This window comes from Amycolatopsis sp. NPDC005232, assembly GCF_040607795.1.
Lineage (GTDB): Bacteria > Actinomycetota > Actinomycetes > Mycobacteriales > Pseudonocardiaceae > Amycolatopsis.
The window spans coordinates 25567-50917 of the sequence record NZ_JBEXHL010000017.1 but is presented as its reverse complement, the minus strand read 5'-3'; the positions used below and the strand labels follow the sequence as shown (position 1 = coordinate 50917).

Annotated in this window: 25 protein-coding genes; 10 read left to right on the top strand and 15 right to left on the bottom strand. The window is 71.4% G+C overall.

Annotated features, from left to right (window positions below; genetic code table 11):
* The 8 genes from ABZU76_RS29510 to ABZU76_RS29475 all read right to left on the bottom strand — a co-directional run bounded on the left by ABZU76_RS29510 (position 1) and on the right by ABZU76_RS29475 (position 8179).
* On the bottom strand, positions 1-1818 hold the full coding sequence (locus tag ABZU76_RS29510; protein WP_354875139.1) for an alpha-D-ribose 1-methylphosphonate 5-phosphate C-P-lyase PhnJ: 1818 nt from the start codon (positions 1816-1818) through the stop codon (positions 1-3).
* A complete protein-coding gene (locus tag ABZU76_RS29505) occupies positions 1818-2927 on the bottom strand; it encodes a carbon-phosphorus lyase complex subunit PhnI (RefSeq protein WP_354875137.1) in 1110 nt (369 codons plus the stop codon). The genes ABZU76_RS29510 and ABZU76_RS29505 overlap by 1 nt, the downstream gene beginning before the upstream one ends.
* Positions 2927-3520: a phosphonate C-P lyase system protein PhnH gene (gene phnH / locus ABZU76_RS29500; RefSeq protein WP_354875135.1), complete on the bottom strand. Its 594-nt coding sequence runs from the start codon at positions 3518-3520 to the stop codon at positions 2927-2929. Before phnH ends, ABZU76_RS29505 begins: the two co-directional genes overlap by 1 nt.
* Complete coding sequence (phnG, locus tag ABZU76_RS29495; protein WP_354875133.1) at positions 3517-3951, bottom strand: phosphonate C-P lyase system protein PhnG; 435 nt, start codon at positions 3949-3951, stop codon at positions 3517-3519. The genes phnH and phnG overlap by 4 nt, the downstream gene beginning before the upstream one ends.
* A complete protein-coding gene (locus tag ABZU76_RS29490) occupies positions 3944-4693 on the bottom strand; it encodes a GntR family transcriptional regulator (protein WP_255637778.1) in 750 nt (249 codons plus the stop codon). The genes phnG and ABZU76_RS29490 overlap by 8 nt, the downstream gene beginning before the upstream one ends.
* Before the next feature lie 98 nt (positions 4694-4791).
* Positions 4792-6438, bottom strand: a complete 1647-nt coding sequence (gene phnE / locus ABZU76_RS29485) for a phosphonate ABC transporter, permease protein PhnE (protein WP_354875130.1) — start codon at positions 6436-6438, stop codon at positions 4792-4794.
* Positions 6435-7223 (bottom strand): phosphonate ABC transporter ATP-binding protein, encoded by a 789-nt coding sequence (gene phnC / locus ABZU76_RS29480; RefSeq protein WP_354875129.1) that lies wholly within the window; start codon positions 7221-7223, stop codon positions 6435-6437. Before phnC ends, phnE begins: the two co-directional genes overlap by 4 nt.
* Positions 7220-8179: a phosphate/phosphite/phosphonate ABC transporter substrate-binding protein gene (locus ABZU76_RS29475; protein WP_354875128.1), complete on the bottom strand. Its 960-nt coding sequence runs from the start codon at positions 8177-8179 to the stop codon at positions 7220-7222. Before ABZU76_RS29475 ends, phnC begins: the two co-directional genes overlap by 4 nt.
* A 231-nt stretch (positions 8180-8410) precedes the next feature.
* On the opposite strand from ABZU76_RS29475, the gene ABZU76_RS29470 reads away from it, so the two are divergent.
* The 4 genes from ABZU76_RS29470 (at position 8411) to ABZU76_RS29455 (ending at position 12180) form a co-directional block, all read left to right on the top strand.
* Positions 8411-9169, top strand: coding sequence for a maleylpyruvate isomerase family mycothiol-dependent enzyme (locus tag ABZU76_RS29470; RefSeq protein WP_354875127.1), 759 nt, complete (start codon positions 8411-8413; stop codon positions 9167-9169).
* A 172-nt stretch (positions 9170-9341) separates the two neighbouring features.
* The gene (gene eno, locus ABZU76_RS29465) at positions 9342-10619 is read left to right on the top strand and encodes a phosphopyruvate hydratase (protein WP_354875126.1); all 1278 of its coding nucleotides are present in this window, start codon (positions 9342-9344) and stop codon (positions 10617-10619) included.
* Between the two features lie 88 nt (positions 10620-10707).
* On the top strand, positions 10708-11274 hold the full coding sequence (locus tag ABZU76_RS29460; protein ID WP_354875125.1) for a PadR family transcriptional regulator: 567 nt from the start codon (positions 10708-10710) through the stop codon (positions 11272-11274).
* Between the two features lie 6 nt (positions 11275-11280).
* Positions 11281-12180, top strand: coding sequence for a LysR family transcriptional regulator (locus tag ABZU76_RS29455; RefSeq protein WP_354875124.1), 900 nt, complete (start codon positions 11281-11283; stop codon positions 12178-12180).
* A gap of 15 nt (positions 12181-12195) precedes the next feature.
* Here ABZU76_RS29455 and ABZU76_RS29450 read toward each other — a convergent pair whose 3' ends face one another.
* Both ABZU76_RS29450 and ABZU76_RS29445 read right to left on the bottom strand, forming a co-directional pair.
* The gene (locus tag ABZU76_RS29450; RefSeq protein ID WP_354875123.1) at positions 12196-13002 is read right to left on the bottom strand and encodes a serine protease; all 807 of its coding nucleotides are present in this window, start codon (positions 13000-13002) and stop codon (positions 12196-12198) included.
* 148 nt (positions 13003-13150) lie between these two features.
* The gene (locus ABZU76_RS29445; protein ID WP_354875122.1) at positions 13151-14401 is read right to left on the bottom strand and encodes a hypothetical protein; all 1251 of its coding nucleotides are present in this window, start codon (positions 14399-14401) and stop codon (positions 13151-13153) included.
* Positions 14402-14687: 286 nt separating this feature from the next.
* Here ABZU76_RS29445 and ABZU76_RS29440 point away from each other — a divergent pair, with 286 nt between their 5' ends.
* Genes ABZU76_RS29440 through ABZU76_RS29425 form a run of 4 tightly spaced genes read left to right on the top strand, consistent with a single transcriptional unit; the run spans position 14688 to position 20411 of the window.
* Positions 14688-15632: an ABC transporter permease gene (locus ABZU76_RS29440; RefSeq protein WP_354875121.1), complete on the top strand. Its 945-nt coding sequence runs from the start codon at positions 14688-14690 to the stop codon at positions 15630-15632.
* Positions 15632-16501: an ABC transporter permease gene (locus tag ABZU76_RS29435; protein WP_354875120.1), complete on the top strand. Its 870-nt coding sequence runs from the start codon at positions 15632-15634 to the stop codon at positions 16499-16501. Before ABZU76_RS29440 ends, ABZU76_RS29435 begins: the two co-directional genes overlap by 1 nt.
* Before the next feature lie 5 nt (positions 16502-16506).
* Entirely contained in the window at positions 16507-18582 is a 2076-nt protein-coding gene (locus ABZU76_RS29430; protein ID WP_354875119.1) for an ABC transporter ATP-binding protein, read from the top strand.
* Complete coding sequence (locus ABZU76_RS29425; RefSeq protein ID WP_354875118.1) at positions 18579-20411, top strand: ABC transporter substrate-binding protein; 1833 nt, start codon at positions 18579-18581, stop codon at positions 20409-20411. Before ABZU76_RS29430 ends, ABZU76_RS29425 begins: the two co-directional genes overlap by 4 nt.
* Before the next feature lie 79 nt (positions 20412-20490).
* Here ABZU76_RS29425 and ABZU76_RS29420 read toward each other — a convergent pair whose 3' ends face one another.
* Complete coding sequence (locus ABZU76_RS29420) at positions 20491-20691, bottom strand: hypothetical protein (protein ID WP_220239066.1); 201 nt, start codon at positions 20689-20691, stop codon at positions 20491-20493.
* A 451-nt stretch (positions 20692-21142) separates the two neighbouring features.
* Here ABZU76_RS29420 and ABZU76_RS29415 point away from each other — a divergent pair, with 451 nt between their 5' ends.
* Together ABZU76_RS29415 and ABZU76_RS29410 are read left to right on the top strand one after the other, a co-directional pair.
* Positions 21143-22231, top strand: coding sequence for an MFS transporter (locus tag ABZU76_RS29415; protein ID WP_354875117.1), 1089 nt, complete (start codon positions 21143-21145; stop codon positions 22229-22231).
* Positions 22232-22299: 68 nt separating this feature from the next.
* The gene (locus ABZU76_RS29410) at positions 22300-22656 is read left to right on the top strand and encodes a YrdB family protein (RefSeq protein WP_354875116.1); all 357 of its coding nucleotides are present in this window, start codon (positions 22300-22302) and stop codon (positions 22654-22656) included.
* Here the strand turns inward: ABZU76_RS29410 and ABZU76_RS29405 are convergent.
* The 4 genes from ABZU76_RS29405 to ABZU76_RS29390 all read right to left on the bottom strand — a co-directional run bounded on the left by ABZU76_RS29405 (position 22653) and on the right by ABZU76_RS29390 (position 25321).
* Positions 22653-23039 (bottom strand): Imm1 family immunity protein, encoded by a 387-nt coding sequence (locus ABZU76_RS29405; RefSeq protein ID WP_354875115.1) that lies wholly within the window; start codon positions 23037-23039, stop codon positions 22653-22655. The two genes, ABZU76_RS29410 and ABZU76_RS29405, sit on opposite strands and share 4 nt — an antisense overlap.
* Positions 23040-23136: 97 nt before the next feature.
* Entirely contained in the window at positions 23137-24366 is a 1230-nt protein-coding gene (locus tag ABZU76_RS29400) for a DUF6596 domain-containing protein (protein ID WP_354875114.1), read from the bottom strand.
* Complete coding sequence (locus tag ABZU76_RS29395) at positions 24366-24761, bottom strand: YciI family protein (protein ID WP_354875113.1); 396 nt, start codon at positions 24759-24761, stop codon at positions 24366-24368. Before ABZU76_RS29395 ends, ABZU76_RS29400 begins: the two co-directional genes overlap by 1 nt.
* 86 nt (positions 24762-24847) lie before the next feature.
* On the bottom strand, positions 24848-25321 hold the full coding sequence (locus ABZU76_RS29390; RefSeq protein ID WP_354875112.1) for a DUF664 domain-containing protein: 474 nt from the start codon (positions 25319-25321) through the stop codon (positions 24848-24850).
* Between the last annotated feature and the right edge of the window lie 30 nt (positions 25322-25351).

Here is a 25351-nt window from a genome sequence, read left to right as displayed (position 1 = left end):
TCACCTCCGGGCCGCGGCGACGAGCCGCTGGGTGTAGGGGTGGTGGGGGTCGTGGAAGAGCTGATCGGTCAGGCCGCGCTCGACCACGCGGCCGAGCTGCATCACGAGCGTGCGGTCGGTGAGCGCGTCGATCACGGAGAAGTCGTGGCTCACGACCACGGCCGCGATGTCGCGTTCGGACAGCAGGCCGCGCAGCAGGTCGAGCACACCGGCGGCCACCGACGCGTCGAGCCCGGTGGTCGGCTCGTCGAGCAGCACCACCGGCGGCTCGGTGGCCAGGGCCTTGGCGATCTGCACGCGCTGGCGCATGCCGCCCGAGAACGTCCCCACGGGATCGTCCATCCGCGACAGCGGCACCTCGACGCGGTCGAGCAGCTCGGCCGCGCGCCGGCGGATGTCGTGGTAGCCACGCCAGCCCGCCGCCGTGAGGCGCTCGGCGATGTTGCCGCCCGCACTGACCCGCAGGTCGAGCCCGTCGGCGGGGTTCTGGTGCACCACGGCCATCGAGTCCACGCGCAGGCCGCGCCGCTGCGCGTCCGGCAGCGTCATCAGGTCCGTGCGGCCACCGTCCACAGTGGCCAGCCGGACCTCGCCGGCGGTGGCGCGCTCGTCGCCGATCACACACGCCAGCACGGTCGACTTGCCCGAGCCCGACTCGCCGATCACGCCCAGTGCCTCGCCCGGTGCGACGTCGAAGGACACGTCCCACGCCGCCACGATCGCGCCGGTCGCGGGGCTGACGGCGGTGCCGTGTTCCGGCCCGGTGCCGGGCACGGCGTCCGCGCCGCCCGCGCCGTGGACCTTGCCGATGCCGGTGACCTTCAGTGCCCACTCGGGTGCGTCCGCGGCGATCTCGCGCCGCGGCATCTCGCGGTGCTCCGCCGTCACGGTGGCTCGGGCGCGCCGGCCCGGGTCCGGCAGCAGGTTCAGCGGCGCGCGGTGGTAGTGGGCGCTCACGTCGGCGTCGCCGGCGCGCACCCGGGCGCACCACTCGGTGTCGCTGCAGGCGTAGGCGCCGCTCGTGCCGGCGGCGACGAGGAACGAATCGTCGCGACCGCACAGCTTGCACACCGCGCCCGGCGTGTACTCGACCTCGAACGGCACGTCGTCGAAGGTCAGGGGCGTCACGTCGGTGTTCGGCGGCACGGCGTAGATGCGCTTCTCGCGGCCGGCGCCGAAGAGGTTCAGCTGCGGTGACTGGTGCAGCCGCGGCACGTCCCAGCGCGGGATCGGCGTCGTGGCCATCACGTACCGGCCGCCGACCAGCACGGGGTAGCCGGTGGTGCGGGTGATCATGCCGTTGCGGACGATGTCCTCGTACAGGCTCACCCACATCGCCGAGTAGTCGCCCTCGGCGTGCATCCGGCCGCACTCGGCCATGGACTTCTCGACGCCACGCAACGGTTCCGGCACCGGCACCTGGTACACGAGCACATCGCCTTCCGACAACGCCTCCTCGGGCACGCGGTGTCGCGTTTGGACGATCGTCGCCTCGCGCGTGTCGGCCGTCTCGGTCGCCCCGGTGGTGGCCGCGATCATCCGGCGCAGGTTGGTGGCGTTCACGCCGGCGTCGTCACCCTGGTCGATCACCTTCACGGTGTCGGCCGTGCCGACGACGGCGAGCGTCACCTGCAGGCCGCCCGAGCCCCAGCCGCGGGCCACCGGCATCTCGCGGGAGCCGAAGGGCACCTGGTAGCCGGGCACGCACACCGCGGTCAGCGCCGCGCGGCGCACCTCACGTTTGCCGCCCTCGTCGAGAATCCCCGCGGGTTCGGCGACCGCCTCGAGGTCGGTGAGCAGTTGTTCGGTCGTGCTCATCAGCATTCTCCTCCGAAGGGCTCGGTCTGCCGGGGCTCCGGCCCTTCACCGGCCGCGGCCTGCAGAGCCCGCTTGCGTTCCACCATCGAGCGGAACGTGACGTAGTGCGGGAGCTTGAGGTGCTCCAGGAAACCGCCGGAGTCGAGCCCGTCGGTGGTCAGCAGCAGGAGCTGTTCGAGCGGGCCGGACTTGCCGAAGCGGCGATTGGCGATGTCGAGGTTCGCCATCGCGATGGCCTTGCGCTCGTTGTGGCCGAAGCACAGGCCGTAGCCCACGTCGAAGCGGCTGCGGTCCTCCTCGGCGCCGTTGAGATCCTCGATGGCCTCGGCCTCGGTCACCCGGAAGTCGCCGACGGACACGGGGTTCCCGGTGTGCGGGTGCTTCACGCGCAGCGGCAGCCGGCCGTGGCGGACCTCGCCGAGCGTGACCTCGTGGAGGTTGCCGTCGGGGCCGAGGATCGAGCGGTACCACAATGACACCAGCGCGCCCGTCTCCGCGCGCGCCATGGCGGCCAGCGCGGCCGAGCGTGGGGCCGGCGGCCGGGCGGGCTTGCGGGTGAGGTCGAACGGCTCGGGGTCCTCGGCCTCGCCGCGGTGATCCACGGCCAGGTCGAGCTCGCGCAGCAGGTCGAGGAACCGCCGCGGCCGGCGTTGCTCGTCGGTGCGCGGCTTCGGAGTGCCCGCCACGTGCTCGTCGGCCTCCGGTGCGTCGGCCGGCTTTTCGAGCAGCCGCCCGGTGTAGTCGGTGGTGCGGCCCAGCAGTTGCGGGCCGTCCGGTTCGCGGAACGCCGGCACGATCCGGCGCAGGATCAGCATTTCGTCCGGGTTCGCCGGCTCGCCCACGGCCAGGCGCGGCAGCGTCGAGCGGTAGGCGCGCAGCAGGTGCGACGCCTCCAGCGGGTCGCCTTCGGCCTGGCGGAACGCCGCGGCGGCGGTGTCCTCGTCGAACAGGCCGGCCTCGCCCATCACGCGGTCGACCGCGAGCCGGAACCGCGCGACGATCTGCTCGGTGTCGGCCCACGCGACCGGCGCGTGGTCACGGGCGCGGCGCACCAGGTCTTCGGCCGCGAGGATGGCTTCGAGCCCGCCCCGGGCTCCCGAGTACCCCATCAGTCCTCCTCGAAAATCGTGGTGGTGCGCGGCAGGCCGACGACGCGGCCGTCGTCCGTCACCAGCAGCACGTCGATCCCCGCCGGGTAGCCGGCCACGGCTTCGGCGCGCGCGGCGACGAAGCCGTCGGGCAGGCCGCGCGGGGCCAGGGTCAGTTCGCCGGGCACACCCGGGCCGGAGATCCGCCAGCGTCGGTCGCCGCCGTCCACATCGGACACGGCGAGGGCGGCCAGCGTGGCGTCCTCCGGGGCCGGCGCGGTGCCGCGGCACAGGCGCGTGATCTCGTCCGTGGTCACCGGGCGCACGGCGGCGACCAGGTGGGCCAGCTCGAGCGGCCGGATCGGCGCGGAGGTCGCCAGCGCGACGGCGTCGGCCCACTTCGTGCTTTCTTCCAGCACGCAGACGCCGGTGCCGAGGTCGGCGAGTGCGAGCACCGGCAGCACCGCGGGATCCGTGCCGCGCACCAGATCCTGGGGCAGGTCCCGCGGCGCGCCCGGACGGGAAAGCGCTTCCAGCACGGTGCGGAACACCTGCTGCGACTCCGCGGGGCGCAGGACCGCGGCAGGCGCGGTGGCGTTGGCGGTGGCGATCACGTCAGCTCCTCGAACTCGACCACGGTCGGGGCCAGCTCGGCCCATTCGCGTTCCTCCCGCTCGACGAGGCGGCGCGCGATCTCGCGGCACAGTTCGTCCACTTCGGACGCGTGTGCCCGGCCGGCCTCGACCTCGGCGTCGAGCACCGCGGCGGCGAGCACGGCCGCGCGGTCGTCGCCCAGGCGCATCGCCCAGCCGCGATGCCCGGCGAGCTCCACCTCGGCGCGGCACGCGAGCACGTCGCCGAGCAGGAACCGTTCACCGGCAACGGGTTCACGCACCTGGGTCTGCACGCAGCCGACCTCCGGCGCGAGCAGCACCCGCACGTCGGCGCCGTCGGCGAGACAGGCGTCGGCGAGCGCCCGCAGTTCGCCGGGTTGGGCTTCGGCCAGCAGGCCGCAGCGCTCCTCCCGGCCCAAGGGGTCAGTCACCCTGTTCTCCTTCACGTTTCGCGGGGAAGGCCGGGTCTTCCAGCTCCACCACCACGCGGACGGCGTCCATGCGCGTCCACGCGCTGCTGGTCATGAGGACCCGGCCGGATTCGGCGTCCCGGTTGACGCTTTCGATGCACCACACCGGGACCCTGGCCTCGATCTGCAGGCCGCGCAGCACCTCGGCGGGCGGGATGTCCACACTCGCCCGGAACCACGCGCGCACCGGCTGCACGCCGCCCAGCTGCCGCAGCACCAGGTCCACCGACTCCACGCTGTGCAGCGCGAGGTCGAGGTTCGGGGCCACGTCGACCGGGATCAGCTCCTCGGTCCAGGACGCGAGCAGGTCGTCGATGTAGAAGTGGCGGATCACCCGGTGCACGGGCGAGCCCACCGGCCGCTCGAGCTGCCGGGCGGCCGCCTCGCAGGCCTCGACGCGTTCCACGCCCTTGATCTGCGACCGCGGCGTGGCACCGGCCGCCGCCACCGTGGCGTGCCAGGACGGCGGCCGGCTGTGCGAGATCACGTAGTCGATGCGCCGGCTCACGAACGTGCCGGCACCCTGCACTCGGCGCACGAGCAGCCGCCGCTCCAGCTCCTGCAGGGCCGAACGGGCGGCCGCCCGGCCGACCCCGAAGCGGGTGGCGAGCTCCGGCTCGCTCGCCACCCGCGTCCCGGGTGCGTAGGCCACCAGCTCGGTGGCCAGCTGGTCGGCGATGTCGAGGTACCTCGTCGAGGTCATGTCACCCACAGTGCTCGCCGGGCTTGTCCGGACAACTGCGCCGTGGCCAACGCTCGCACGCCCGAAGATGAACATCAGCGACAGTTGTCGGCGGCGGCTCAGCGCACGACGTGCCGGAGCCAGACCGCGAGCAGTTCCACGAGCAGCACCGTGGCGAACACCAGCAGCAGGACGGTCGTGACCACGCCGAACTCGATCACCCGGGAAGCGCTGAGCAGGTCGAAGCCGATCCCGCCCGCCCCGACGATGCCCAGCAGCGTCGCCGAGCGGATGTTCGTGTCGAGCTGGTAGAGCACGTGGGCCACGAACGCGGGGGCCGCCTGCGGCAGCGTGCCCGTGAAGAACACCTGCCACCGTCCGGCCCCGGTCGCCCGGATCGCCTGCTCGACGCCCGGGTCGACCTCCTCGAGCGAGTCGGCCACGAGCTTGCCCAGCAACCCGACCGCGCCCACGGCGAGCGCCAGCGTGCCTGCCACTGCGCCGAGCCCGGTGATCACCACGAACACGATCGCGAGCACCAGCTCCGGGATGCCGCGGATCAGCACCACGATCAGCCGGAACGTGCGCGCGACCCACGCGGCCGGCGCGACGTTGCGCGCCGCCAGCGACCCGATCGGCACCGCCAGCACCGCCCCGAGCACCGTGGCGCCCAGCGCGATCTGCACGGTGACCCACAGGTCGTCGAGCAGCTGCCCGAAGATCCCGGCCGTCTCGGGCGGCCAGAACAGCCCGGCCGTCTGCCCAAGATTGCCCAGCGCGCTGAAGAACTGCGCGGGGTCGAGGTCGGCACCCCACGCGGACGCCGCGATCACCAGCACGGTCACCAGCGCGTAGGCGGCCTGGCGGACCCGGCGGAACGTCCACCCGGGACTGACCTGGTTCCCTCGCTGCACGGGAATTGCCACTGTCTTGCGGGTGTCCTGCCCGCGCAGCAGCGCGCGGCGGATGGCGCCCGAGAGCAGCTCCACCGCCACGCACAGCAGCAGCACCACGAGCGCGAGGGCCATTCCGCGCGGGTAGTCGAGCTGCTGGAACGCCGTGGCGATCGCGTACCCGAGCCCGTCGACGCCGACGAACCCGAGCACCACCGAGACCCGCAGGTTGATGTCCAGCCGGTGCAGCGCGGTCGCCACGAACGCCGGCAGCACCTGCGGGAGCACGCCGGTCACGAGCTCCTGGAACGTCCCGGCGCCGCCCGCCCGCACGGCCGAGCGGGTGCCTTCGTCGATCTGCTCGACCGCGTCGGCGTACATCTTGGCGACCATGCCGACCGAGTGCAGGCCCATGGCCAGCACCCCGGTCATGGCGCCGAGGCCGAAGATGCGGAAGAACACGATGGCGAGCACCACGTCGGGCACGGCTCGGGCCAGCACGATGAGCGTGCGGGCCCCGACGCGCACCGTGCGGTGCGGCGTCGTGTTCACGGCCGCGAGGATCGCCAGCGGCACGCTGATGATCACCGACAGCAACGTCGCGGACACGACGATCGCCAGCGTTTTCCCGCACAGCTCCAGCAGCTCGCCCACGGGCGGGAAGTCGAGCGGGAACATCCGGCCGGCGAAGTCGACGGCGTTGTCGGCGCTGTCGACGAACGTGGCCACGTTGATCTTCAGGTCCGCCACCGCCCACACGCCGACGGCGACGATCGCGGCGAGGACGAGCCACGCCGCCGTGCCACCGGCGCGGGGCCGGGCGAGGGTCCGCTGCGCCACGCGGGCGGTGGACAGCGGCGGCGCGGCGGTCATCCGACGCCCGCGGGCACGGGCAGCGGGGCCGCGGCCACCTTGGCGTACAGGCCCATGGCCGCGTCGCGATCCAGCCCGGCCACCGGGGTGTCGAGCACCGCCTGCCCGCCGCGCAGGCCGACCACCCGGTCGCCCCAGCTCAGCGCCAGGTCGACCTGGTGCAGGCTGCACAGCACCGTGAGCTTCTGCTCGGCCCCGATCTCCCGGATCAGGGCCATGACCTGAGCCGACGACTCAGGGTCGAGCGAGGCCACCGGCTCGTCGGCGAGCAGGATCTCCGGCCGCTGCATCAGCGCCCGCGCCACGGCGACGCGTTGCTGCTGGCCGCCCGAGAGCGTGTCGGCCCGCTGGAACGCGCGGTCGAGCAGCCCCACCCGCTCGAGGTGGCCCAGCGCCTCGATCCGGACGGACTTCGGGTAGGTGAACAGGCCCAGTCGCGGCCCGCGCAGGCGCCCGAGGGCGCCCGCGCAGACGTTCTCCAGCACCGTGAGGCTGCCGATGAGGTGGAACTGCTGGAACACGAACCCGATCCGCCGGCGCAGGCGCCGCAGTTCACTGCCGCGGGCCTTGCCGACGTCGGTGCCGAGTACCGTGACCGAGCCGCCGGTGGGCCGCTGCAGCCCGTCGACGTGGCGCAGCAGCGTGGACTTGCCGGAGCCCGAGAGCCCGAGCAGCACCACGACCTCACCGGGGTGGACCTTCAGCGACACCTCGTCCAGCGCCCGGACCTCGGGTCCGAAGTGCTTGCTGACGCCGTCGAAGACGATGACCGGTTCGTCGGTCACGACGCGGTGCACTGCTTGTCCTTGGTGGTCGCGCAGACCTTGCGGACGCCGGCGTAGAACGCGTCGTCGACCTTCGCGAAGCCCCAGTCGCCGGCGTCGTCGACCGCCTTGCAGGCGGTGGAGCAGAAGCCGTTGGCGTTGAGGTAGTCGACGTTGGCCTTGTTCTGGAACACGTCGGTGATCTTCGCCTTGAGGTCGGCGGAGAGGTCGTCGTCAACCGCGACCGGCGAGCCGGCGATGATGTCGGACTTCCAGACGGTGGTGATGTCGCCCTGCTTCAGCTGGCCCTTGTCGATCAGGATCTCGTCGACCATGACGTCCTCGGCGAAGCCGGCATCGCACTGGCCGCTGTTGACGGCGAGCACGGACGCGTCGTGGCCACCGGTCATCACCGGGGTGATGTCCTTGACCGGGTCGATGCCGGCCTGCAGCAGCGCGGCCTTCGGGTACAGGTAGCCCGAGGTCGAAGCCGGGTCGACGAAGCAGATCTTCTTGCCCTTGAAGTCGGCGATGCTCTTGATCGGCGAGCCCGCCTTGGTGATGCCGTAGGACTTGTAGCCGGGCGTCTCACCCTTGGTGGTGATCCCGGCCGCGATCGGGGTGGCCTTCACGCCGCTGTTCTTGGCGAGCACGTAGGAGAGCGGGCCGTAGTTGGCGATGTCGACCTTGCCGCTGCGCTGCGCCTCGATCACCGCGGCGTAGTCGGTGGCCGGCTGGAACTTGATCTTCTTGCCGGTCTCCTTCTGCAGCAGGTCGATCACCGGCTGGAAGGCCTGTTGGAGGCTTGTGGCGTTCTCGGACGGAACCGCCGAGAACACGAGCTCGTCGGGGTTGCGACCGCCAGCATCGGCTGCGTTGCCGGTGTTCGTCGCCGCGCTCTGGCCGCACGCGGCCAGCAGGAAGGCGGCGGCCACGCCGAGGACGGCCGCGGCCGTGCGTCGGGGGAGACGGGACATCGGGGACTCTCCTTTTTTTCGCCCGGGGAGGGCGGCATGGTGTTGACGCCCTGAGAGTCGTTCCGGCCGATGCAGGTGAGGAGAAGCCGTGGTTACGCTTCGTAGAACTCCGCGCGTCCCTTGGCACAACCCGGGCGGAGGAGTGCCGTACCGGTGATCGGTACCTCGCCCCGCGTGTGGATCGTCGCCGAATCATGGTCGCCGTGCCGCGGTTCGTGGTTGCATCGGGACATGGATCTGGGGAGTGAACGCTATGCCCGTGAAGTTCTCACGCAGAGCGAGGCCTTCGCGGTGCTCGTCGACGGTGCCGACCCGACGGTGGCGGTTCCCACCTGTCCCGAGTGGACACTCGGTGAGCTCGTGGGGCACGTGGGGCAGGCGGTGCGCTGGGCCGCGGCCGTGACGGCGAAGGGCGAATTCGTGCCGCCGCGGCTCGTGCCGGAGGCGGCGGTGCCCGCCGACCCGGCGCGGTGGGTGCGCTCGGCGGGCGAGGCGCTCGTCGCGGCCGCCGCGGAGATCGGCGCCGAGCGGGAAACGTGGACGTGGAGCAGTGACCTGCGGGCCGTGTTCTGGTTGCGCCGCATGACCCACGAGCTGCTGGTGCACCGCGCCGACGCGGCCGCGGCACTCGGCGTGCCGTTCGTCGTCGAGCCGGACCTAGCCGCCGACGCGATCACGGAGTTCGTCGAACTGCTGCCCGACCGCGTGCGCCACAACCCCGCTTCGCCGGTGCGCAGGCTGGCCGGCGCGGGGGAGGTGCTGCACCTGGAGGCGACCGACGGGGCAGGCGAGTGGCTGCTCACGCGCACGCCCGAGGGCCTCGCGATGACGCACGAGCCGCCGGCGCAGGCACCCGACGTCACGGTGCGTGGGGCGGCCGCGCATCTTGCGCTCGTGCTCTACGGCCGTCGGTCCCCGGCCGAAGCGGAGTTGACGGTGACGGGCGACGCCGAGCTGTTCGAGTTCGTCCGCGAGACCGCGAAGTTCTGATCTTGTGCCGTTCAGTGGAACGGTGCCGAACTCGTCGCCAGGATTTCAGGATCGATTCAGTGGGTTTCTGCTAGCCTCCCCGTGATTCGCGGCTCACCGTGGTGCCGCCTGCCGCCGCAGTGCCCACGGTTCTCGTCGAACGCGCTCCGGCCAGACATTCGCAAGGAGTGACATGACACGCATCGCCCGGGTCAAGGGCCGCGAGGTGCTCGACAGCCGCGGGAACCCGACGGTCGAGGTCGACGTGGAGCTGGCCGACGGGTCGCGCGGGCGCGCGGCCGTGCCGTCGGGGGCGTCCACGGGCACGCGCGAGGCCGTGGAGCTGCGTGACGGCGACAAGTCCCGCTTTCACGGCAAGGGCGTGCGCAAGGCCGTCGACGCGGTGAACGGCGAGATCGCCGAGGCCGTGACCGGGCTCGAAGCCGAGGCGCAGGCCGACGTCGACCGCGCGCTGATCGCGCTCGACGGCACCGCGAACAAGGCCCGCCTCGGCGCCAACGCGACGCTCGGGGTGTCGCTGGCCGTGGTGAAGGCCGCCGCGGCCGCGAACCACCTGCCGCTCTACCGCTACGTCGGCGGGGTCTACGCGCACCTGCTGCCGATGCCGATGATGAACATCATCAACGGCGGCGCCCACGCCGACAACCCGATCGACTTCCAGGAGTTCATGATCGGCCCGGTCGGCGCCGAGACGTTCGCCGACGCTGTGCGCATGGGCTCCGAGGTCTTCCACACGCTGCGCAAGTCGCTGCACGAGGCCGGCCACAACACCAACGTCGGCGACGAAGGCGGCTTCGCGCCGCAGCTCGGCTCGGCCGACGAGGCGCTCGAGTTCGTGGTGCGCGCGATCGAGCAGACCGGCTACACGCCTGGTGAGGACATCGCGCTGCTGCTCGACCCGGCGGCGTCGGAGTTCTACACCGGCGAGGTCTACGACTACACCGGCGAAGGCCGCAAGCGCAGCATCGAAGAACACGTGGCCTACCTCGAAGACCTCACGCGGCGCTTCCCCATCGTGTCCATCGAGGACGGTCTGGCGCAGGACGACTACACCGGCTGGAAGCAGCTCACCGACGCCATCGGCGACCGCGTGCAGCTCGTGGGCGACGACCTGTTCTGCACCAACGTCGAGATCCTCAAGGACGGTATCGAGCGCGGCATCGCGAACTCGATCCTCATCAAGGTCAACCAGATCGGCACGCTCACCGAGACGCTCGCCGCCGTCGAGACCGCGCACAAGGCCGGCTACTCCGCGGTCATGTCGCACCGCTCGGGCGAGACCGAGGACACCACGATCGCCGACCTCGCCGTGGCCACCAACTGCGGCCAGATCAAGACCGGCTCCCTCTCGCGCTCCGACCGCACCGCGAAGTACAACCAGCTCCTGCGCATCGAGGAGGAGCTCGGCACCGAGGCCCGGTACGCGGGGCGCGCCACGCTGCGCGGCTGAGCCGAAAACAGCGCCTGGCCGGCGGCGGCCCGGCCCGATCTTCCACGACTAGTATCACCGAGACTACTCACGAGCTACAGTGTCGGACGTGGAAGACGGAGCCGGGTTGTCCGCTGGGTTGTCACTGAGCGAGTGGATCGTGCTCTGCCTGATAACAGAGTCCCCGACGCACGGTTTCGCCCTCGTGCGGCTCACGTCGGAGGCCGGCGAGGTCGGCCGGGTCTGGCGGCTGCCGAAACCCGTCGTCTACCGCGCTGTGGACCGCCTGCCGGCCCGCGGGTTCGTGGTGGGCGCGGGCACCGAACCCGGCGACTCCGGCCCGCCGCGTGCGCTCGTGCAGGCCACGCCCGAAGGCCACGCGGCCGTGGGCGAGTGGCTTGCCCGGCCGGCCCGGCACGTGCGTGACGTGCGCTCGGAGCTGCTGGTGAAGCTCGCGTTGCTGGAACGACGCGGGGCCGACCCGGCGCCGTTGCTCGGCGAGCAGCGGCGGGTGCTGGACCGGATCGTCGACGGGCTCGAGAAGCAGCAGGGCTCCTCCGACGGGTTCGACATCGTGCTGCTCACCTTCCGGCTCGAGAACGCGCGGGCGGCTGTGGCGTTCGTGGACGCGACCCTCGGCGGTCGGGCGCCGCAGTACGCCGTCACGGGCGAGTAGGCGCCTGTGTTGGACGTCAGGCGCCTGCGGATTCTCGTCGCGGTGGTCGAAGGGGGTTCGTTCACCGCGGCCGCGCACCGGCTGCAGCTCACGCAGTCGGCGGTCTCGCAGCAGATGTCGGTGATCGAACGAGAGGTCGGCATGTCGCTGCTCAAACGGCTGCCGCGCGGGGTCGAGCTGACCCCGGCGGGCGAGGTGCTGGCCGCGCACGCGAAGAGCCTGTTCGGCGAGCTCTCGGCCATCGAGCAGGAGGTGCGCTCGTTCGGCACCGACCCGGCGGAGCTGCGGATCGAGGCCTTCGCGACCGCCGGGGTCGAGCTGCTGCCGCCGGTGGTGAAGGCGTTCCGCGAACTGCACCCCGGCGTGCGCCTGCGCCTGTCGGCCACCCATGGCGACGACGCGTTCAGCCGGCTGCGCGAGGGCGCCGCGCACGTGGTCCTCGTGTGGGGCTACGACTTCGCGCCGCAGCCCGTGGACCGCGGGCTGCACCACGTGTCCCTGCCCGACGACCCGCTGCACGTCGTGCTGCCGCTGGACCACCCGCTCGTCGACGCGGAAGAGGTGGCGCTGGCCGACCTGTCCGGGGAGCAGTGGGTGACGCGCACGCACCGCGCGCCGTACGAGCAGGCGTACGAGACGATGTGCCGCATCGCCGGGTTCGAACCGCAGATCACCTTCCGCGCGGCGGATTACCAGTCGCTGCAAGGGCTCGTGGCCGCGGGCATGGGTGTGAGCCTCGTGCCGCGGCTGTCGCTGGCGGCGCACCGCAAGGATCTCGCCGACCGTCCGCTGGCGGGTCGCGGGTTCGCCCGGCGCGTCACGGCGGTCACGCTGCCCGAGGCGCCGCGGTCGAAGCCGGTCGCGGATTTCCTCGAAGTGCTGCGCTCGTCGGCCGGTGCCGCGTAGGTCTACTGTGGACTGTCAGTGGCCGCGGGTCTGCTGGGCGATCGCGCCGGCGAACGTGGTCACGCGCGTGTAGACGCCGGGCTTGCCGGGTTTGGCGCAGCCGTCGCCGAAGGACACGATCCCGACGAGTGTGTCGCCTATGACGAGCGGGCCGCCGGAGTCGCCCTTGCACGCGTCGATGCCGCCCTGCTGGTACCCGGCGCACACCATACTCGCCGGATCGTAGGAGTCGTAGGCCTGCTTGCACGTCGAGTCGCTCACCATCGGCACCACGGCGCCGCGCAGGTAGTCGGAGCGTTCGCCGCCGTCGGCGACGCGGCCCCAGCCGAGCACGGTGGCCTTCGTGCCCGGGGCGTACACATCGGTGTCGCGGGCCACCGACGCCGCGCGGCCCGGCAGGCGGCCGCGCACGGTCAGCACCGCGATGTCGTCGCCCTCTTCGGCCTTCTCGAAGTCCGGGTGCACCCACGCCTTCGTGACGGCGAGCGTGCTGCCCTCGTTCGTGCGCTTGTCCTCCCGGCCGACGACGACGCGGATGTCCTTCGCGGCCACCGCTTCGGCGCAGTGGGCCGCGGTCGCGACCGCCGAGCTGCTCACGATCACGCCGCCGCAGAACTGCGTGCCGGCGTCGTCCACGAGGTACACCGCGTACGGGTAGTCGGCCAGCGATGCCTTTTCCCCGCCCACGATCGCGCCTTGCGCGGCCGCTTCCGGGCCGGTGACCACAGTGGTCACCACTGCCGCACCGAACACCGCCACACTGAACACCGCCGCGGCGAGTACCGCGTTCGGACGTCTTCCGAGCAGTTGTGTCCTCGGCATGAAAACCCCCTCGGTGCAAAGAAAACGATGGCAGACACGATAGCCGGGCCGAGGGGAAACCGGTGTCGCTGAACCGGGTGGAAAAAACGTTGCGGGTCAAGGTGAACGGTCCGGCGGAGTGTCCCCGCCGGACCGTTCACCGCCGAATTCAGGAGCAGAGCGGGGCGACGGGGAGGTCGGACCCGGTCTTCACGTAGGCGTCGGAGATGAAGTTGTCCGGGCCGATGCGGTCCCAGATCGTGCTGGTGCCGAACGTTCCGGTCACCGAAGAACCGTTGACGTAGCACTCGATGTTGACCTTGGCGTAGTTCGCCGCGAGACCCTTGACGGCGGCCGTGGTGCTCGCGGTGGCGCGCACGTTCATCGGGTCGCCGGCGGTGCTCACGACGCCGGTGGCGGCGGCCGAACCGGTCCACAGGTAGGTCACCTTCACGTTGCCGTTGTCGGCGAGCCCGAGCCCGGAGTTGAACACGCCGTCGGCGAGGTCGATGCCGGCCGGGTTGCCCACGGTGTAGCCGAGGTCGTCCTTACCGCCGTTGTAGTTGTTGTGGTAGGCGGCATACGCCTCGGGCTGGCCCTGCGGCAGGTCCTTGTACTCCGAGCGGACCGAGGCCGGGTTCCAGTAGTCGTCCTTGGTGTTCCACGGGCCGACGTCCCACACCGGCGCGTACTCGCAGCGGCTGCCGTCGGTGCGGCACACCTTCACCGTGTAGTTCCCGGTGCCCTTGGGCGAGGTCGCCTTCCCCGAGGGCAGCGCGACGAAGTGGTCGTTGGCCGTGATCACGTGGCCGTTGGCGGTGGTGTGGCCGGTGAGGCCCTCGCGCGTGGCGTAGATCGTGTAGGTCAGCGGGGTCGTGGCCGCGAGCGCGTTGGCCTGCGGGGCCAGCGTGGCGTCGAGGTCGACCTCGCGCACGGTCGGGCGCATGCCGTCGGTGGTGCTCGACAGCGAGATCCGCGCCTGCACCACGCTCACCGCGCGGCCGAAGGTCGCGGCCTGCGCGCCCGCCGGCGTCCACTCGGTCCAGTCGTCGGCGCCGGTGCGGCCGCGCACGTCGATCTGCACGTCGGTGCCCTTCGGCAGGTCCGCGGCGACCTTCGTCGTCACGCGGTTCACTGGCGAGGCGAGCTGCCGCGCGGCGGAGACCAGGTAGCCCTGGCTGCCGGCGGTGAGCAGATCCGTTCTGTGCCAAGCGGAATCCTTCAACGTCAGCGTTCCACCCGCCGCCTCGACATTGACGTCATCACCGTCGACATGGGACAGATCGGCGCGCCAGGACCCGCCCGACGCGGCGCTCGCGGGCGCCGCCAGCGCCACCCCGCTCGTGGTGACCGCGCCCGCGGCCAGGACTGCCGCGACCACGCGGCGGGCAGTTGTCTTCCCGACTGTCTTCCCCAGCACGACACTCAGCTCCTTCTCTCGTCCGTCGCGAACGGTGAGGAGTCTGTGCGCGTTCCGTACACGATCCGTACAACGCGGAGGCGGGGTCGTGTATCACGGTGTGCCCCGGATTGTCCGATTTGCCGATCATCTACATCGGACACTTCGGGAGCGGTAGCGCCGAAAGTAGGAAGATCACCAGGTGGGACAACAGCACGTCAGTTTCCGTGGACGCCGTGGACAGGTGAGCCGTTACCGGTGTAGGTCTATGCACCAGGCAAGTACTGGACGATCACGGGGACGGTTGATGGCGGGGTACCTGGCGCGCCGCGTCCTGCAGTCGGTCGTGGTGGTCGTGCTGGTCGCGGTGCTCACCTTCGTGCTGCTGCAGCTGCTGCCGGGCGGGCCGGCCCGCGCGATCCTCGGGCCGAAGGCCACGCAGCTGCAGATCCGGACGTTCCTCCACGACAACGGCTACGACCGTTCGTTGATCACCCAGTTCCTCACCTGGGCCGGACGCGTGCTCCACGGTGACCTCGGCTACTCGTACAAGCTCAACCAGCCGGTGACCGACGTGATCGCCGATCACCTGCCCAAGACGATCCTGCTCATGACACTGTCCACTTTGGTCGCTCTCGTCGTGGCGGTGCCGCTGGGCGTGTACCAGGCGCGCAAGCGCAACACTCTGGGCGACTACGTGGCCACGGGCCTGTCGTTCGCGTTCTACTCGATGCCGAGCTTCTTCCTCGGCGAGATCCTCGTGCTGCTGTTCGCGGTGCAGCTGCAGTGGTTCTCCCCGCTCGGGCCGAGCGGCGACTCACTGGGCGAGATCCTGTCGCAGGCACCCGCGCTCGTGCTGCCCGTGGTCACGCTGGCGCTGATCACCATCGCGTCGTTCAGCCGCTACGCGCGCTCGTCGGTGATGGAGAACCTGAGCCAGGACTACGTGCGCACCGCGCTCGCGGGCGGGGCGAGCGAGGGCAAGGTGCTCACGCGGCACGTGCTGCGCAACTCGCTCATCCCGATCGTCACGCTGCTGGGGCTGTCGCTGCCGCAGCTGTTCGCGGGCGCGCTCATCACCGAGCAGGTGTTCAACTACCCGGGCATGGGCTTCACGTTCATCCAGGGTGCCCAGGTGCACGACTACCCGGTGCTGCTGGGGATCGGGCTCGTCGTCGCGCTCGCGACGGTGGCCGGCTCCCTGCTCGCGGACATCGGCTACGCCGTGCTCGACCCGAGGGTGAAGTACTGATGACCGACCAAGCGGCACCCCCGAGATCGACGGCGCGGGCGACCCTGCGGGCCTTCCTGGAGAACCGCCTGGCGGTCGCGGGGCTCGTGCTGATCGTCTTGTTCGTGCTGTTCTGCTTCTTCGGCCCGCTCGTCTACCACACCGAGCAGATCGCGACGAACCTCGCGGGCGCCAACCAGCCGCCGGGCGCGGGTCACCCGCTGGGCACCGACGACGTGGGCTACGACGAGCTCGGCCGGCTGATGGTCGGGGGCCAGTCGTCGCTCGAGATCGGCGTCGCCGCCGCGGTGCTCGCGACCGTGTTCGGCACGTTCTGGGGCGCCATCGCGGGCTACGTCGGCGGGTTCGTCGACACGGTGATGATGCGGATCGTCGACACGCTGCTGGCCATCCCCACACTGTTCCTGCTGCTGATCCTCGCCGCGATCTTCACGCCGACGCTGGGGCTGCTGATCCTGGTGGTGTCGTTCGGCGCGTGGCTGAGCCCCGCCCGGCTCGTGCGCGGCGAGACCCTTTCGCTGCGCACGCGCGAGTACGTGCAGGCCGTGCGGATGATGGGCGGCGGCGGGAAACGCGTGGTGCTGCGCCACATCATGCCCAACGCGATCGGCACCATCGTGGTCAACGCGACCTTCCAGGTGGCCGACGCGATCCTGCTCGTGGCCGCGCTGAGCTACCTCGGCCTCGGCATCGCGCCGCCGCACGCCGACTGGGGCAACATGCTGTCCAACGGCACCGAGTTCGTGCAGAACGGCTACTGGTGGATGATCCTGCCGCCCGGCATCGCGATCATGCTCGTGGTCGTGGCGTTCAACCTGCTCGGCGACGCCCTGCGCGACGCGCTCGAAGTGCGGCTGCGGAGGCGCTGAACCCCATGAACCCCGTGCTGCGCCTGGAAGATCTGCACACCACCATCGACGTCCGCGACGGCGTCGTCCACCCCGTCGACGGCGTGACGCTCGAAGTCGGCCGCGGCGAGCTGCTCGGGCTCGTCGGCGAGTCCGGCTGTGGCAAAACGATGACGGCCCTGTCGATCCTGCGGCTGCTCCCGTCCGGCGGGCGCATCGCGTCGGGGCGGATCCTGCTCGGCGACGACGACGTCGCGGCCATGACACCCGCCGAGCTGCGGGAGGTCCGCGGCAAGCGCATCGGCACGGTGTTCCAGGATCCGATGACCTCGCTCAACCCGTCGCTGCCCATCGGGCGCCAGGTGAGCGAACCGCTGGAGCTGCACTCGACGCTCTCTCGACGGGAGCTGCACGAGCGCGCCGTCGCGATGCTGGAGCTGGTGGGGCTGCCGGACGCGCGCAAGCGGGCCGAGGACTACCCGCACCAGCTCTCCGGCGGCATGCGCCAGCGTGTGATGATCGCCCGCGCGCTGGTGTGCGAGCCGGAGCTGCTCATCGCCGACGAGCCGACCACCGCGCTCGACGTGACCGTGCAGCACCAGATCCTGGAGCTGATCGACGACCTGCGCCGGCGCCTCGGCATGGCCGTGATCCTCGTGACGCACGACCTCGGCGTGGTCGCGGGCCGCGCCGACCGCGTCGCCGTGATGTACGCGGGGAAGATCGCCGAGCTCACGGACACGCGCCGGCTGTTCGGCAACCCGCGCCACCCGTACACCGAGGCGTTGTTCGAGGCGCTGCCGGAGAACTCGGCGGAGTCGGGGGAGAAGCTCTACAGCATCCCCGGCCTGCCACCGGATCTGCGTGAGCCGCCGGCCGGGTGCCGCTTCGCGCCGCGCTGCCGCTACGCGACCGACGAGTGCGTCGAGAAGGAGCCGGAGCTACGCGCTGACGTGGCCGGGCACGAGTACGCGTGTTTCCACCCGGTCGGTTCGGCCGGCGTCGAGGAGCCGTCGGCCGTCGTCCGCGTGCACGAACGGGCGGGCGCGCCGGCCTCGGAGCCGACGGCGGGCGCGCCGCTCCTGGAAGTCGAGAACCTGGTGAAGGACTTCCCCGTCACCAAGGGCGCGGTGCTGCGGCGGCGCACGGGCACGGTGTCCGCGGTGGCCGGCGTGAGCTTCTCCGTGGCGGCGGGGGAGACCTTCGGCCTGGTCGGGGAATCGGGCTGCGGCAAGACGACCGTGGGCCGGGCCGTCGTCGGCCTTGATGAGCCGACGTCGGGCCACATCCGGATCGGCGGCACGGAGCTGACTTCCTTGCGCGGGGCCGAGTTGCGGCAGCGCCACCGCGACACGCACCTGGTGTTCCAGGACCCGTACGCATCACTCGACCCGCGCATGCGCGTCGGCGCGATCCTGGCCGAACCGCTCGAGATCCACGGTGCCGGCACGCGGGCGCAGCGCAGCCGGCGCGTCCGCGAGCTGCTGGGCGAGGTGGGCCTGCCGGCCGACGCCGCGCAGCGGTACCCGCACGAGTTCTCCGGCGGGCAGCGCCAGCGCGTCGGGCTCGCGCGGGCGCTGGCGCTGGAGCCGAAGCTGATCGTGGCCGACGAGCCGGTGTCGGCGCTGGACGTGTCCGTGCAGGCGCAGATCCTGAACCTGATGAACGACCTGCGCGAGCGCCACGGGCTCACGTACGTGTTCATCTCCCACGACCTGTCCGTGGTGCGGTACCTGGCGCAGCGCATCGGCGTGATGTACCTCGGCAAGCTCGTGGAGACCGGTCCGGCCGCCGAGGTGCACGGTCACCCGCGGCACCCGTACACGCGCGGGCTGATCGACACCGTGCCGGTGGCGGACCCGTGGGCGGCCCGCCAGAGCGGTGGCGTCTCGGGCGAACTGCCGTCGGCCATCTCCGGAAGCCCCGCCACCGCGAGGGGCTGCCGCTTCCGCACGCGGTGCCCGTTCGCGCAGAAGATCTGCGCCGCCGAGGAGCCCGTGCTGCGGCCCTTCGGCGCCGGGCACGAGGCGGCCTGCCACTTCCCGCTCGACGCCGCTCGTGAGCACGATGCGACGAAGGTCTACCAAGGAGAGAACGGATGAGACTGCGCAAGGCACTCGTGGCGCCGGTGGTGGTGCTGGCCGCGGCCGCGCTCGCCACCGCGTGCAGCGGCGGGAGCTCGAGCTCGGGCGGCGGCACCCCGACCGAAGGCGGCACGGCCGTGTTCGCCGAATCGCCGGGCGCCCAGCCGAACTGGATCTTCCCGTTCGTGGACTCGGCCCACAACAGCGGTTACGCCACAGGCGACCTGCAGCAGCTGATGTACCGCGAGCTGTACTGGTTCGGCGACGCCGATGGCAGCACCGGGGTCAACACGCGCAAGAGCCTCGCCGACCCGCCCGTGTTCAGCGACAACAACACGAAGGTGGTGATCAACGTCAAGCCGTACAAGTGGTCCAACGGCGAGACGGTGAACGCTCACGACGTGGTGTTCTGGATGAACATGATGTTCGCGGAGAAGGCCAACTGGTACGGCTACGTACCCGGCCAGTTCCCGGACAACGTGAAGTCCGCGACCGCGACCGGGCCGCAGCAGGTGACGCTGCAGCTCACCGACTCGTACTCGCCGACGTGGTTCACCGGCCAGGAGCTCGCGCAGATCGCGCCGCTGCCGATGGCGTGGGACAAGACCTCCGACTCCGCGGCGGCGGGCAGCGGCGGCTGCGCGGACGACCGCGCGAAGTGCGACGCGGTGTACAAGTACCTGTTCACCAAGAGCAAGGACCTCTCGACCTACGCGACGGATCCGTTGTGGCAGGTCGTGGACGGGCCGTGGCACCTCACGTCGTTCGACGCCGAGGGGAACATCAGCTACGACCCGAACCCCTCCTACAGCGGGCCGGACAAGCCGCACCTCGCGCACTACAAGATGCAGCCGTTCACGAGCACCAGCGCGGAGTTCAACACGATGCGCAGCGGCCGGACCATCTCGGTCGGTGGCGTGCAGGGCGCGGATCTGCCGCAGAAGAAGGCGAACGAGAAGCTGCCGGCGACGAACCCGTTGCAGGCCAACTACAACCTCGTGCCCGCCGCGTCGTGGGGCTGGAGCTCGACGATCCTGAACATGGACAACCCGAAGTTCGGGGCCGTGTTCAAGCAGCTCTACGTCCGGCAGGCGTTCCAGCAGACCTTGGACCAGGTGACGGACGTGAACGTCGCCTACCGCGGCTACGCCACGGTGACCACGGGCCCGGTGCCGATCAACCCGGACAATTCCTACGTGACCGACGCCGAACGCGGCGCGGGCCCGTACCCGTTCGACAAGGCGAAGGCGAAGGCCCTGCTGACGTCGCACGGCTGGACCCTGCAGAACGGCGCCATGACGTGCACCGCGCCCGGCACCGCCCCGAACCAGTGCGGCGCCGGCGTGGCGGCGGGCACCAGGCTGCAGCTGACTTTGCAGTACTCCACCGGTAATCCCGCGTACGGGCGGATCATGCAGCAGTGGAAGTCGGACGCCGCCGAGGCGGGCATCGTGTTCGACCTGAAGGGCCAGGAGTTCAACGCGGTGCTGAGCGACGTCAGCGACTGCCACGGCTCCGGCCCCGCGTGCGACTGGCAGATGGGCTACTTCGGGTACCAGCAGTACAACGCCGTGCCCACCGGTGACCAGCTGCTGCTCCCCGGCTCCACCGGCAACATCGGCAACTACGACGACCCGCAGCTGGACAAGCTCATCGAGGCCACGCTGCACAGCGACGACAAGAACGCCTTCGCCGCCTACGAGGACTACGCGACGAAGACCCTGCCGGGCCAGATCAACATGCCCCTGCGCGGCGCGACGGAGGTCGTCGCGAAGGACCTCGGCGGCGTCTCGTTCCCGGCCGTGCAGACGGCGCGCAGCCCCGAGGAGTGGTACTTCACGAAGTAGGGTTTTCTTTTCCGGGGCCGCCCTTTTCTCTGGGGCGGCCCCGTTTTCGTGCCGTTGTGCCCTGGTTTCCCGGGATGGTTCAGTCGTCGTCTCTTCGCCCCAGCCGCAGCAGCTCGAACACGAAGATCCACGTCAGCATCCCCACCAGCAGGCTCCCGCCCAGCCAGCTCCACCACGTGGCCGCCGACCACCACAGGCTCGCCACCAGGAACCCCAGCCCGGCGACGATGCCCAGGCCCGCCATCTGGACCGTGCGAATCCCGGTCCTTCGGTCGTTCATGGCGGAGAAGATTACTGAGACCCACGGTAGAGCGACGCCGCCGAACGAAGGACACGATCCCGGCTCGCTGCTCCGTTCGAGCGCTACCCATCGTGACCACTGCCCGGAATTACCACCGAGGGTGGCCCTTGGCCTCTTGGCAGGTGATTTTTCCGGCCCATGGCCCGTTTCGGCGCCGCGAATCCCGGCGCAGGCCTGCGCGGTCGGGCAGCCCCGCTGGAAAACCGTTCGGCATCACCACGCGGCGCTGCTACCGTGCGCGCCGTGGGGAGTCCTGAGGCCAACAGAGTGGCGCCACCGGTCGAGCGGTGGCGTTGCGGGGTCTGTGCTCCCTAGCGGCAGTGTTGCCTGGGGGCTGTGTTCCCTAGGGCTGAGGCCACGCGCTCCGATCGACCGTGCCTTCTTTCACCGTCCGAACAGGACGGTCACGTCGATCTCGGGAGTGTCTGTCTTGGGTGTTTTGCCGTATCTGCTCGCCCTGGCCGTGTTCGCCCAGGGGACGTCGGAGTTCATGGTGTCGGGCCTGGTGCCCGAGGTCGCGCGGGACCTGGGGGTTTCCGTGGCCGCGGCGGGGTCGCTGACGGCGGTGTTCGCCGTGGGGATGGTGGTCGGGGCGCCGGTGCTGGCGGTCGCGGGGCGGGGGTGGCCGCGGCGGGGCGCGTTGCTGGGGTATCTCGGGGTGTTCGTCGCGGTGCACGTGGCGGGGGCGCTGGCGCCCGGGTTCGGGATCCTGCTCGTCACGCGGCTGGTGGCCGCGCAGGCGACGGCCGGGTTTCTCGCCGTCGCGCTGACGGTGGCGGCCGATGCCGCGCCCGGGGCCGAGGGGAGGGCGACCGCGGTGGTGCTGACCGGGACCACGCTGGCGTGCATCGCCGGGGTGCCGGCGGGCGCCGTGCTCGGGCAGGTGTGGGGGTGGCGCTCGGCGTTCTGGGCGGTCGCGCTGGTGTCCGTGCCCGCGTTCGCCGCCATCGCGCGGTGGGCGCCTGCGACGGAAATCGCGAGCACGCCCGTCAAAGCCGAGTTCGCGGTGGTGAAGCGGCCGCGGGTGCTGGCCGCGCTCGGCAGGAGCGCGCTCGTGAACGGCGCCACCTTCGCCGTCTTCACCTACCTCGCACCGCTTGCGACCCCACAAGCCGAAGGCGGGCTCCCCGTCCTCCTCGCGTTGTTCGGCATCGGCGCCGCCGCCGGGGTCGCGCTCGCCGGTCGGCGTCCCGCTACGCGAAAGACGCAGGTGGCGCTCGCCGTCGGCTGGCTCGCCCTCGCGCTCGGCGCGGGGAATACGACAGTGCTGTTCGTCCTGGTCCCGCTGCAAGCACTGCTGTCGTTCGCCGTCGGGTCGACCGCCGTCGCGCAGGTGCTCCGCGCCGCCCCGGACGCGCCGGCGCTCAGGGGCGCGTTCGCGACCGCCGCGCTCAACGTCGGCGCCGCCGCCGGGCCGTGGCTCGCCGCCGCCCTCATCGGCACCGGTTACCGCGCGCCGGTGTGGCTCGCCGTCGTCCTCGCAACCGCCGCCCTGGCAATCCGAGAGCAGTGCTCTTGACAATGCGAACCCGGCGGGTGAACACTGCTCCCAACAGAGAGCACTGCTCTCACATCAAGGAGGCGACCGTGATCGAGTCCGTGTGGCGCTGGGGAAACCTGGGCCTGGCTTTCCTGCTGGAGCTGGCCGCGATCGTCGCGCTGGGGTACTGGGGGTTCCACGCGGGGGAGTCCACCGCGGGCAAGCTGCTGCTCGGCCTGGGCGCGCCCGCCGTGGGCATCGGCCTGTGGGCCCTGTTCGCCGCGCCGACCGCGAAACTGCACACGCCGCTGCTCTACGCGCTCACCGTCGTCGTGGTGGTCGGCGGCGCCGGCGTGGGCCTGTGGTTCTCGGGATTGCGGACGCTCGGGCTCCTGCTGCCCGCCCTGTTCGTCGCGAACCTCGCCGTGGTGAAGCTGATGCACCTCGACGCGGCGACGGCCTAAGGCAGCTTCCAGGCGACGCACTCCGGCCGGACCCGGGTCTGGGCGAACTCCCGCACCGCGCGGAGCACGAGCTCGGCCGGCACCTCGCTGCCCGCGGGCTGCGGGAAGTGGCCGCCCTGCAGGCTGAAGTAGTCGGCGGACGCGGCGCCGGCGCCGTCGGCGGGCAGGTGCGCGGCGCCGTTCTCCTGCCACACCAGGGCGCCGCGCTCACCGCGCAGGCCGACGACGAGGTGAGGTGTCCCAGGGCCCTGACCGGCGTAGATCCACCAGACGACCCCCGCGTTGGCCGACGGCGGCACGGCGGCCTGCAGCGCGGCGAGCACCGTCTCGGCGGGCACGCTCGTGATGTCGTACCCCGTCCGCCGATCACCCGTGGTGGCCATGGTCCGCTCCGCTTCCCGTGAGGATCGGTGCTGATCCTACTGGGCCACGGTGTGAGAGCGAAGTGTGGAACATCAACTCACTGTCCGAAGAGGACAGTCAGGGGCCCTCCGCCCGCAGCCGCGCGGCGCGAACCGTGAGGTAGCGGCGTTCCGGGGCGTTCGTGGTGCGCGCCGCGGCGGCTTCGTAGCAGCCGATCGCGGCCGCGGTTTCGCCCGCGCGTTCCAGCAGGTGAGCGCGCACGGCGTCGAGACGGTAGTGGCCGGCGAGCCGCTCGTCGAGCGTCGCGAGCAGGTCCAGACCGGTGGTGGGGCCGTGGACCATCGCGGTCGCGATGGCGCGGTTCAGCGTGACCATCGGGTTGTCCGCCAGTGTTTCAAGCCGCTGGTAGAGCGCCAGGATGCGCGGCCAGTCGGTGTCCTGCGCGCGCAACGCGATGTCGTGGGTCGCCGCGATCGCCGCCTGCAGCCCGTACTCACCGGCGGGCCCGTCGGAAAGCGCCGCGGTGGCGAGCGAGACGCCTTCCCTAATTGACGACCGGTCCCACAACGCGCGGTCCTGGTCCTCCAGCGGCACCAGGTCACCGTCGGGCCCGGTCCGCGCGGGTCGCCGCGCGTCGGTGAGCAGCATGAGGGCCAGCAGGCCCGTGACCTCGCAGCTGCTTTGAGGCAACACCGTGGGCAGCACCCGCTGCACCAGGCGCGCGAGCCGGATCGCCTCGCCCGAGAGCTCCGTGCGGTGCAGGCTGGCTCCGGCGCTGCTGGTGTAGCCCTCGTTGAACACCAGGTAGAGCACGTGCAGCACCGACTTCAGCCGCGCCGCGCGTTCGTCGTCGGCCGGCAGCCGGAACGGCACACCCGACGCCTTGATCTTCCCCTTCGCCCGGCTGATCCGCTGCGCCATTGTCGCCTCGGGCACGAGGAACGCGCTCGCGATCTCCGCCGTCGTCAGGCCGCCGACGGCCCGGAGCGTGAGCGCGATGGCCGAAGCCGACGTCAAAGCGGGGTGGCAGCACAGGAACAGCAGGGTGAGCGTGTCGTCCTCGTCCGGCACCTCGGCGCCCGCCGGCTCGGCGAACACCGCCAGCTCACGCCGCGCGCGGGCTTCGTCGCTGCGGTACGCGTCGGTCAGCCGCCGCGCCGCCGCCTGGATCAGCCAGCCGCGCGGGTTGTCCGGCACGCCGTCGCCGGGCCAGTGCAGCGCCGCGGCGAGCAGTGCCTCCTGCACGGCGTCCTCGGCGGCGTCGAAGTCGCCGAACCGCCGGGCCAGCACGCCGAGGACCTGCGGCGCGAGCGTGCGCAGCAGGTCCTCGACGCGGTCGGCCGTCATCAGGCCGGCGCGCTCATCACCTGGCGGACCTCGATCGGCTGGCGGATCGGCGTGCCCCCGAGCCCGGGCGCCGCCGAGAGCCGCGCCGCGATCTCGAGCGCCCGCTCTTCCGAGTCGACGTCGATGATCCGGTACCCCGCGAGCAGCTCCTTGCTCTCGGTGAACGGCCCGTCGGTCACCACGGTCCCGCCCGTGCCGCCGGACACGACCTTCTTGGCTGCCTCCGGCCCGGCCAGCCCCTGCGCGTCCACCAGCTCGCCCTTGTCGGCGAGCTCCTCGTTGAGCGCCCGCTGGAACGCGACGTGCGCGCGGATGTCGTCGGGGGACCACTCGGTCATCGGCACGTCGCAGGCCTCGCCGCCCGAGTACGTCTGCATCACCATGTACTTCGTCATCGTGGCTCCTCCGCCCTTCCGGCGTGCCGCGCATCGGCACGCTCACTTTAAGGACGGAGCCGCCCCCGTGTCCTCTACACAGCGCTCTACCCGGTTTTCTCCACGCGCCCGAGCAGCACGTCGCGGGTGAGGTCGAGGTGGCCGCGGTGCTGGGCCAGCTCCTCGTACACGTGCAGCAGCGCCATGCCCTGAGCCGCGCCGATCGGGGTGTCGCGGTACTTCGGCGGGACCTCGCCCTTCGGCGGCGCCTCCGGGGCGCACCCGGCGACATCGGTGCCGAACCGCTCCCGGACGGCCCGCATCCGCTCCACCAGCGGCGCGACGGGTCCCGCCGCCTCGAACTCCGCCGCCCGGTCGCGCGGCACGTCGCGGCCCACCACGACCTGGCCGCCCCAGAACGCCATCACCCCGAGGCAGTGCGTGACGATCGCGTACGGCGAGTTCGTCCAGGCCGCCTCGGGGCGCGCGTTCACGAGCTCGTCGCCGAGCTCGGTGAGCGTGGCCGCCATCCCGTCGAGTGCGCGGTCGACGAGGTACAGGTATCCGTCCGTGGTGATCACGCCGGTGAGCGTAGCCCCCCCCCGCGATCG

Coding starts and splice junctions, on each gene's coding strand:
- ABZU76_RS29395 (WP_354875113.1), bottom strand. CDS start 24,761: ATGACGAAGTACATGGTGATGCAGACGTACTCGGGCGGCGAGGCCTGC.
- ABZU76_RS29425 (WP_354875118.1), top strand. CDS start 18,579: ATGAGACTGCGCAAGGCACTCGTGGCGCCGGTGGTGGTGCTGGCCGCG.
- ABZU76_RS29405 (WP_354875115.1), bottom strand. CDS start 23,039: ATGGCCACCACGGGTGATCGGCGGACGGGGTACGACATCACGAGCGTG.
- ABZU76_RS29450 (WP_354875123.1), bottom strand. CDS start 13,002: ATGCCGAGGACACAACTGCTCGGAAGACGTCCGAACGCGGTACTCGCC.
- ABZU76_RS29440 (WP_354875121.1), top strand. CDS start 14,688: ATGGCGGGGTACCTGGCGCGCCGCGTCCTGCAGTCGGTCGTGGTGGTC.
- eno (WP_354875126.1), top strand. CDS start 9,342: ATGACACGCATCGCCCGGGTCAAGGGCCGCGAGGTGCTCGACAGCCGC.
- ABZU76_RS29420 (WP_220239066.1), bottom strand. CDS start 20,691: ATGAACGACCGAAGGACCGGGATTCGCACGGTCCAGATGGCGGGCCTG.
- ABZU76_RS29400 (WP_354875114.1), bottom strand. CDS start 24,366: ATGACGGCCGACCGCGTCGAGGACCTGCTGCGCACGCTCGCGCCGCAG.
- phnE (WP_354875130.1), bottom strand. CDS start 6,438: ATGACCGCCGCGCCGCCGCTGTCCACCGCCCGCGTGGCGCAGCGGACC.
- ABZU76_RS29490 (WP_255637778.1), bottom strand. CDS start 4,693: ATGACCTCGACGAGGTACCTCGACATCGCCGACCAGCTGGCCACCGAG.
- ABZU76_RS29430 (WP_354875119.1), top strand. CDS start 16,507: ATGAACCCCGTGCTGCGCCTGGAAGATCTGCACACCACCATCGACGTC.
- ABZU76_RS29505 (WP_354875137.1), bottom strand. CDS start 2,927: ATGGGGTACTCGGGAGCCCGGGGCGGGCTCGAAGCCATCCTCGCGGCC.
- ABZU76_RS29470 (WP_354875127.1), top strand. CDS start 8,411: ATGGATCTGGGGAGTGAACGCTATGCCCGTGAAGTTCTCACGCAGAGC.
- ABZU76_RS29435 (WP_354875120.1), top strand. CDS start 15,632: ATGACCGACCAAGCGGCACCCCCGAGATCGACGGCGCGGGCGACCCTG.
- ABZU76_RS29475 (WP_354875128.1), bottom strand. CDS start 8,179: ATGTCCCGTCTCCCCCGACGCACGGCCGCGGCCGTCCTCGGCGTGGCC.
- ABZU76_RS29510 (WP_354875139.1), bottom strand. CDS start 1,818: ATGAGCACGACCGAACAACTGCTCACCGACCTCGAGGCGGTCGCCGAA.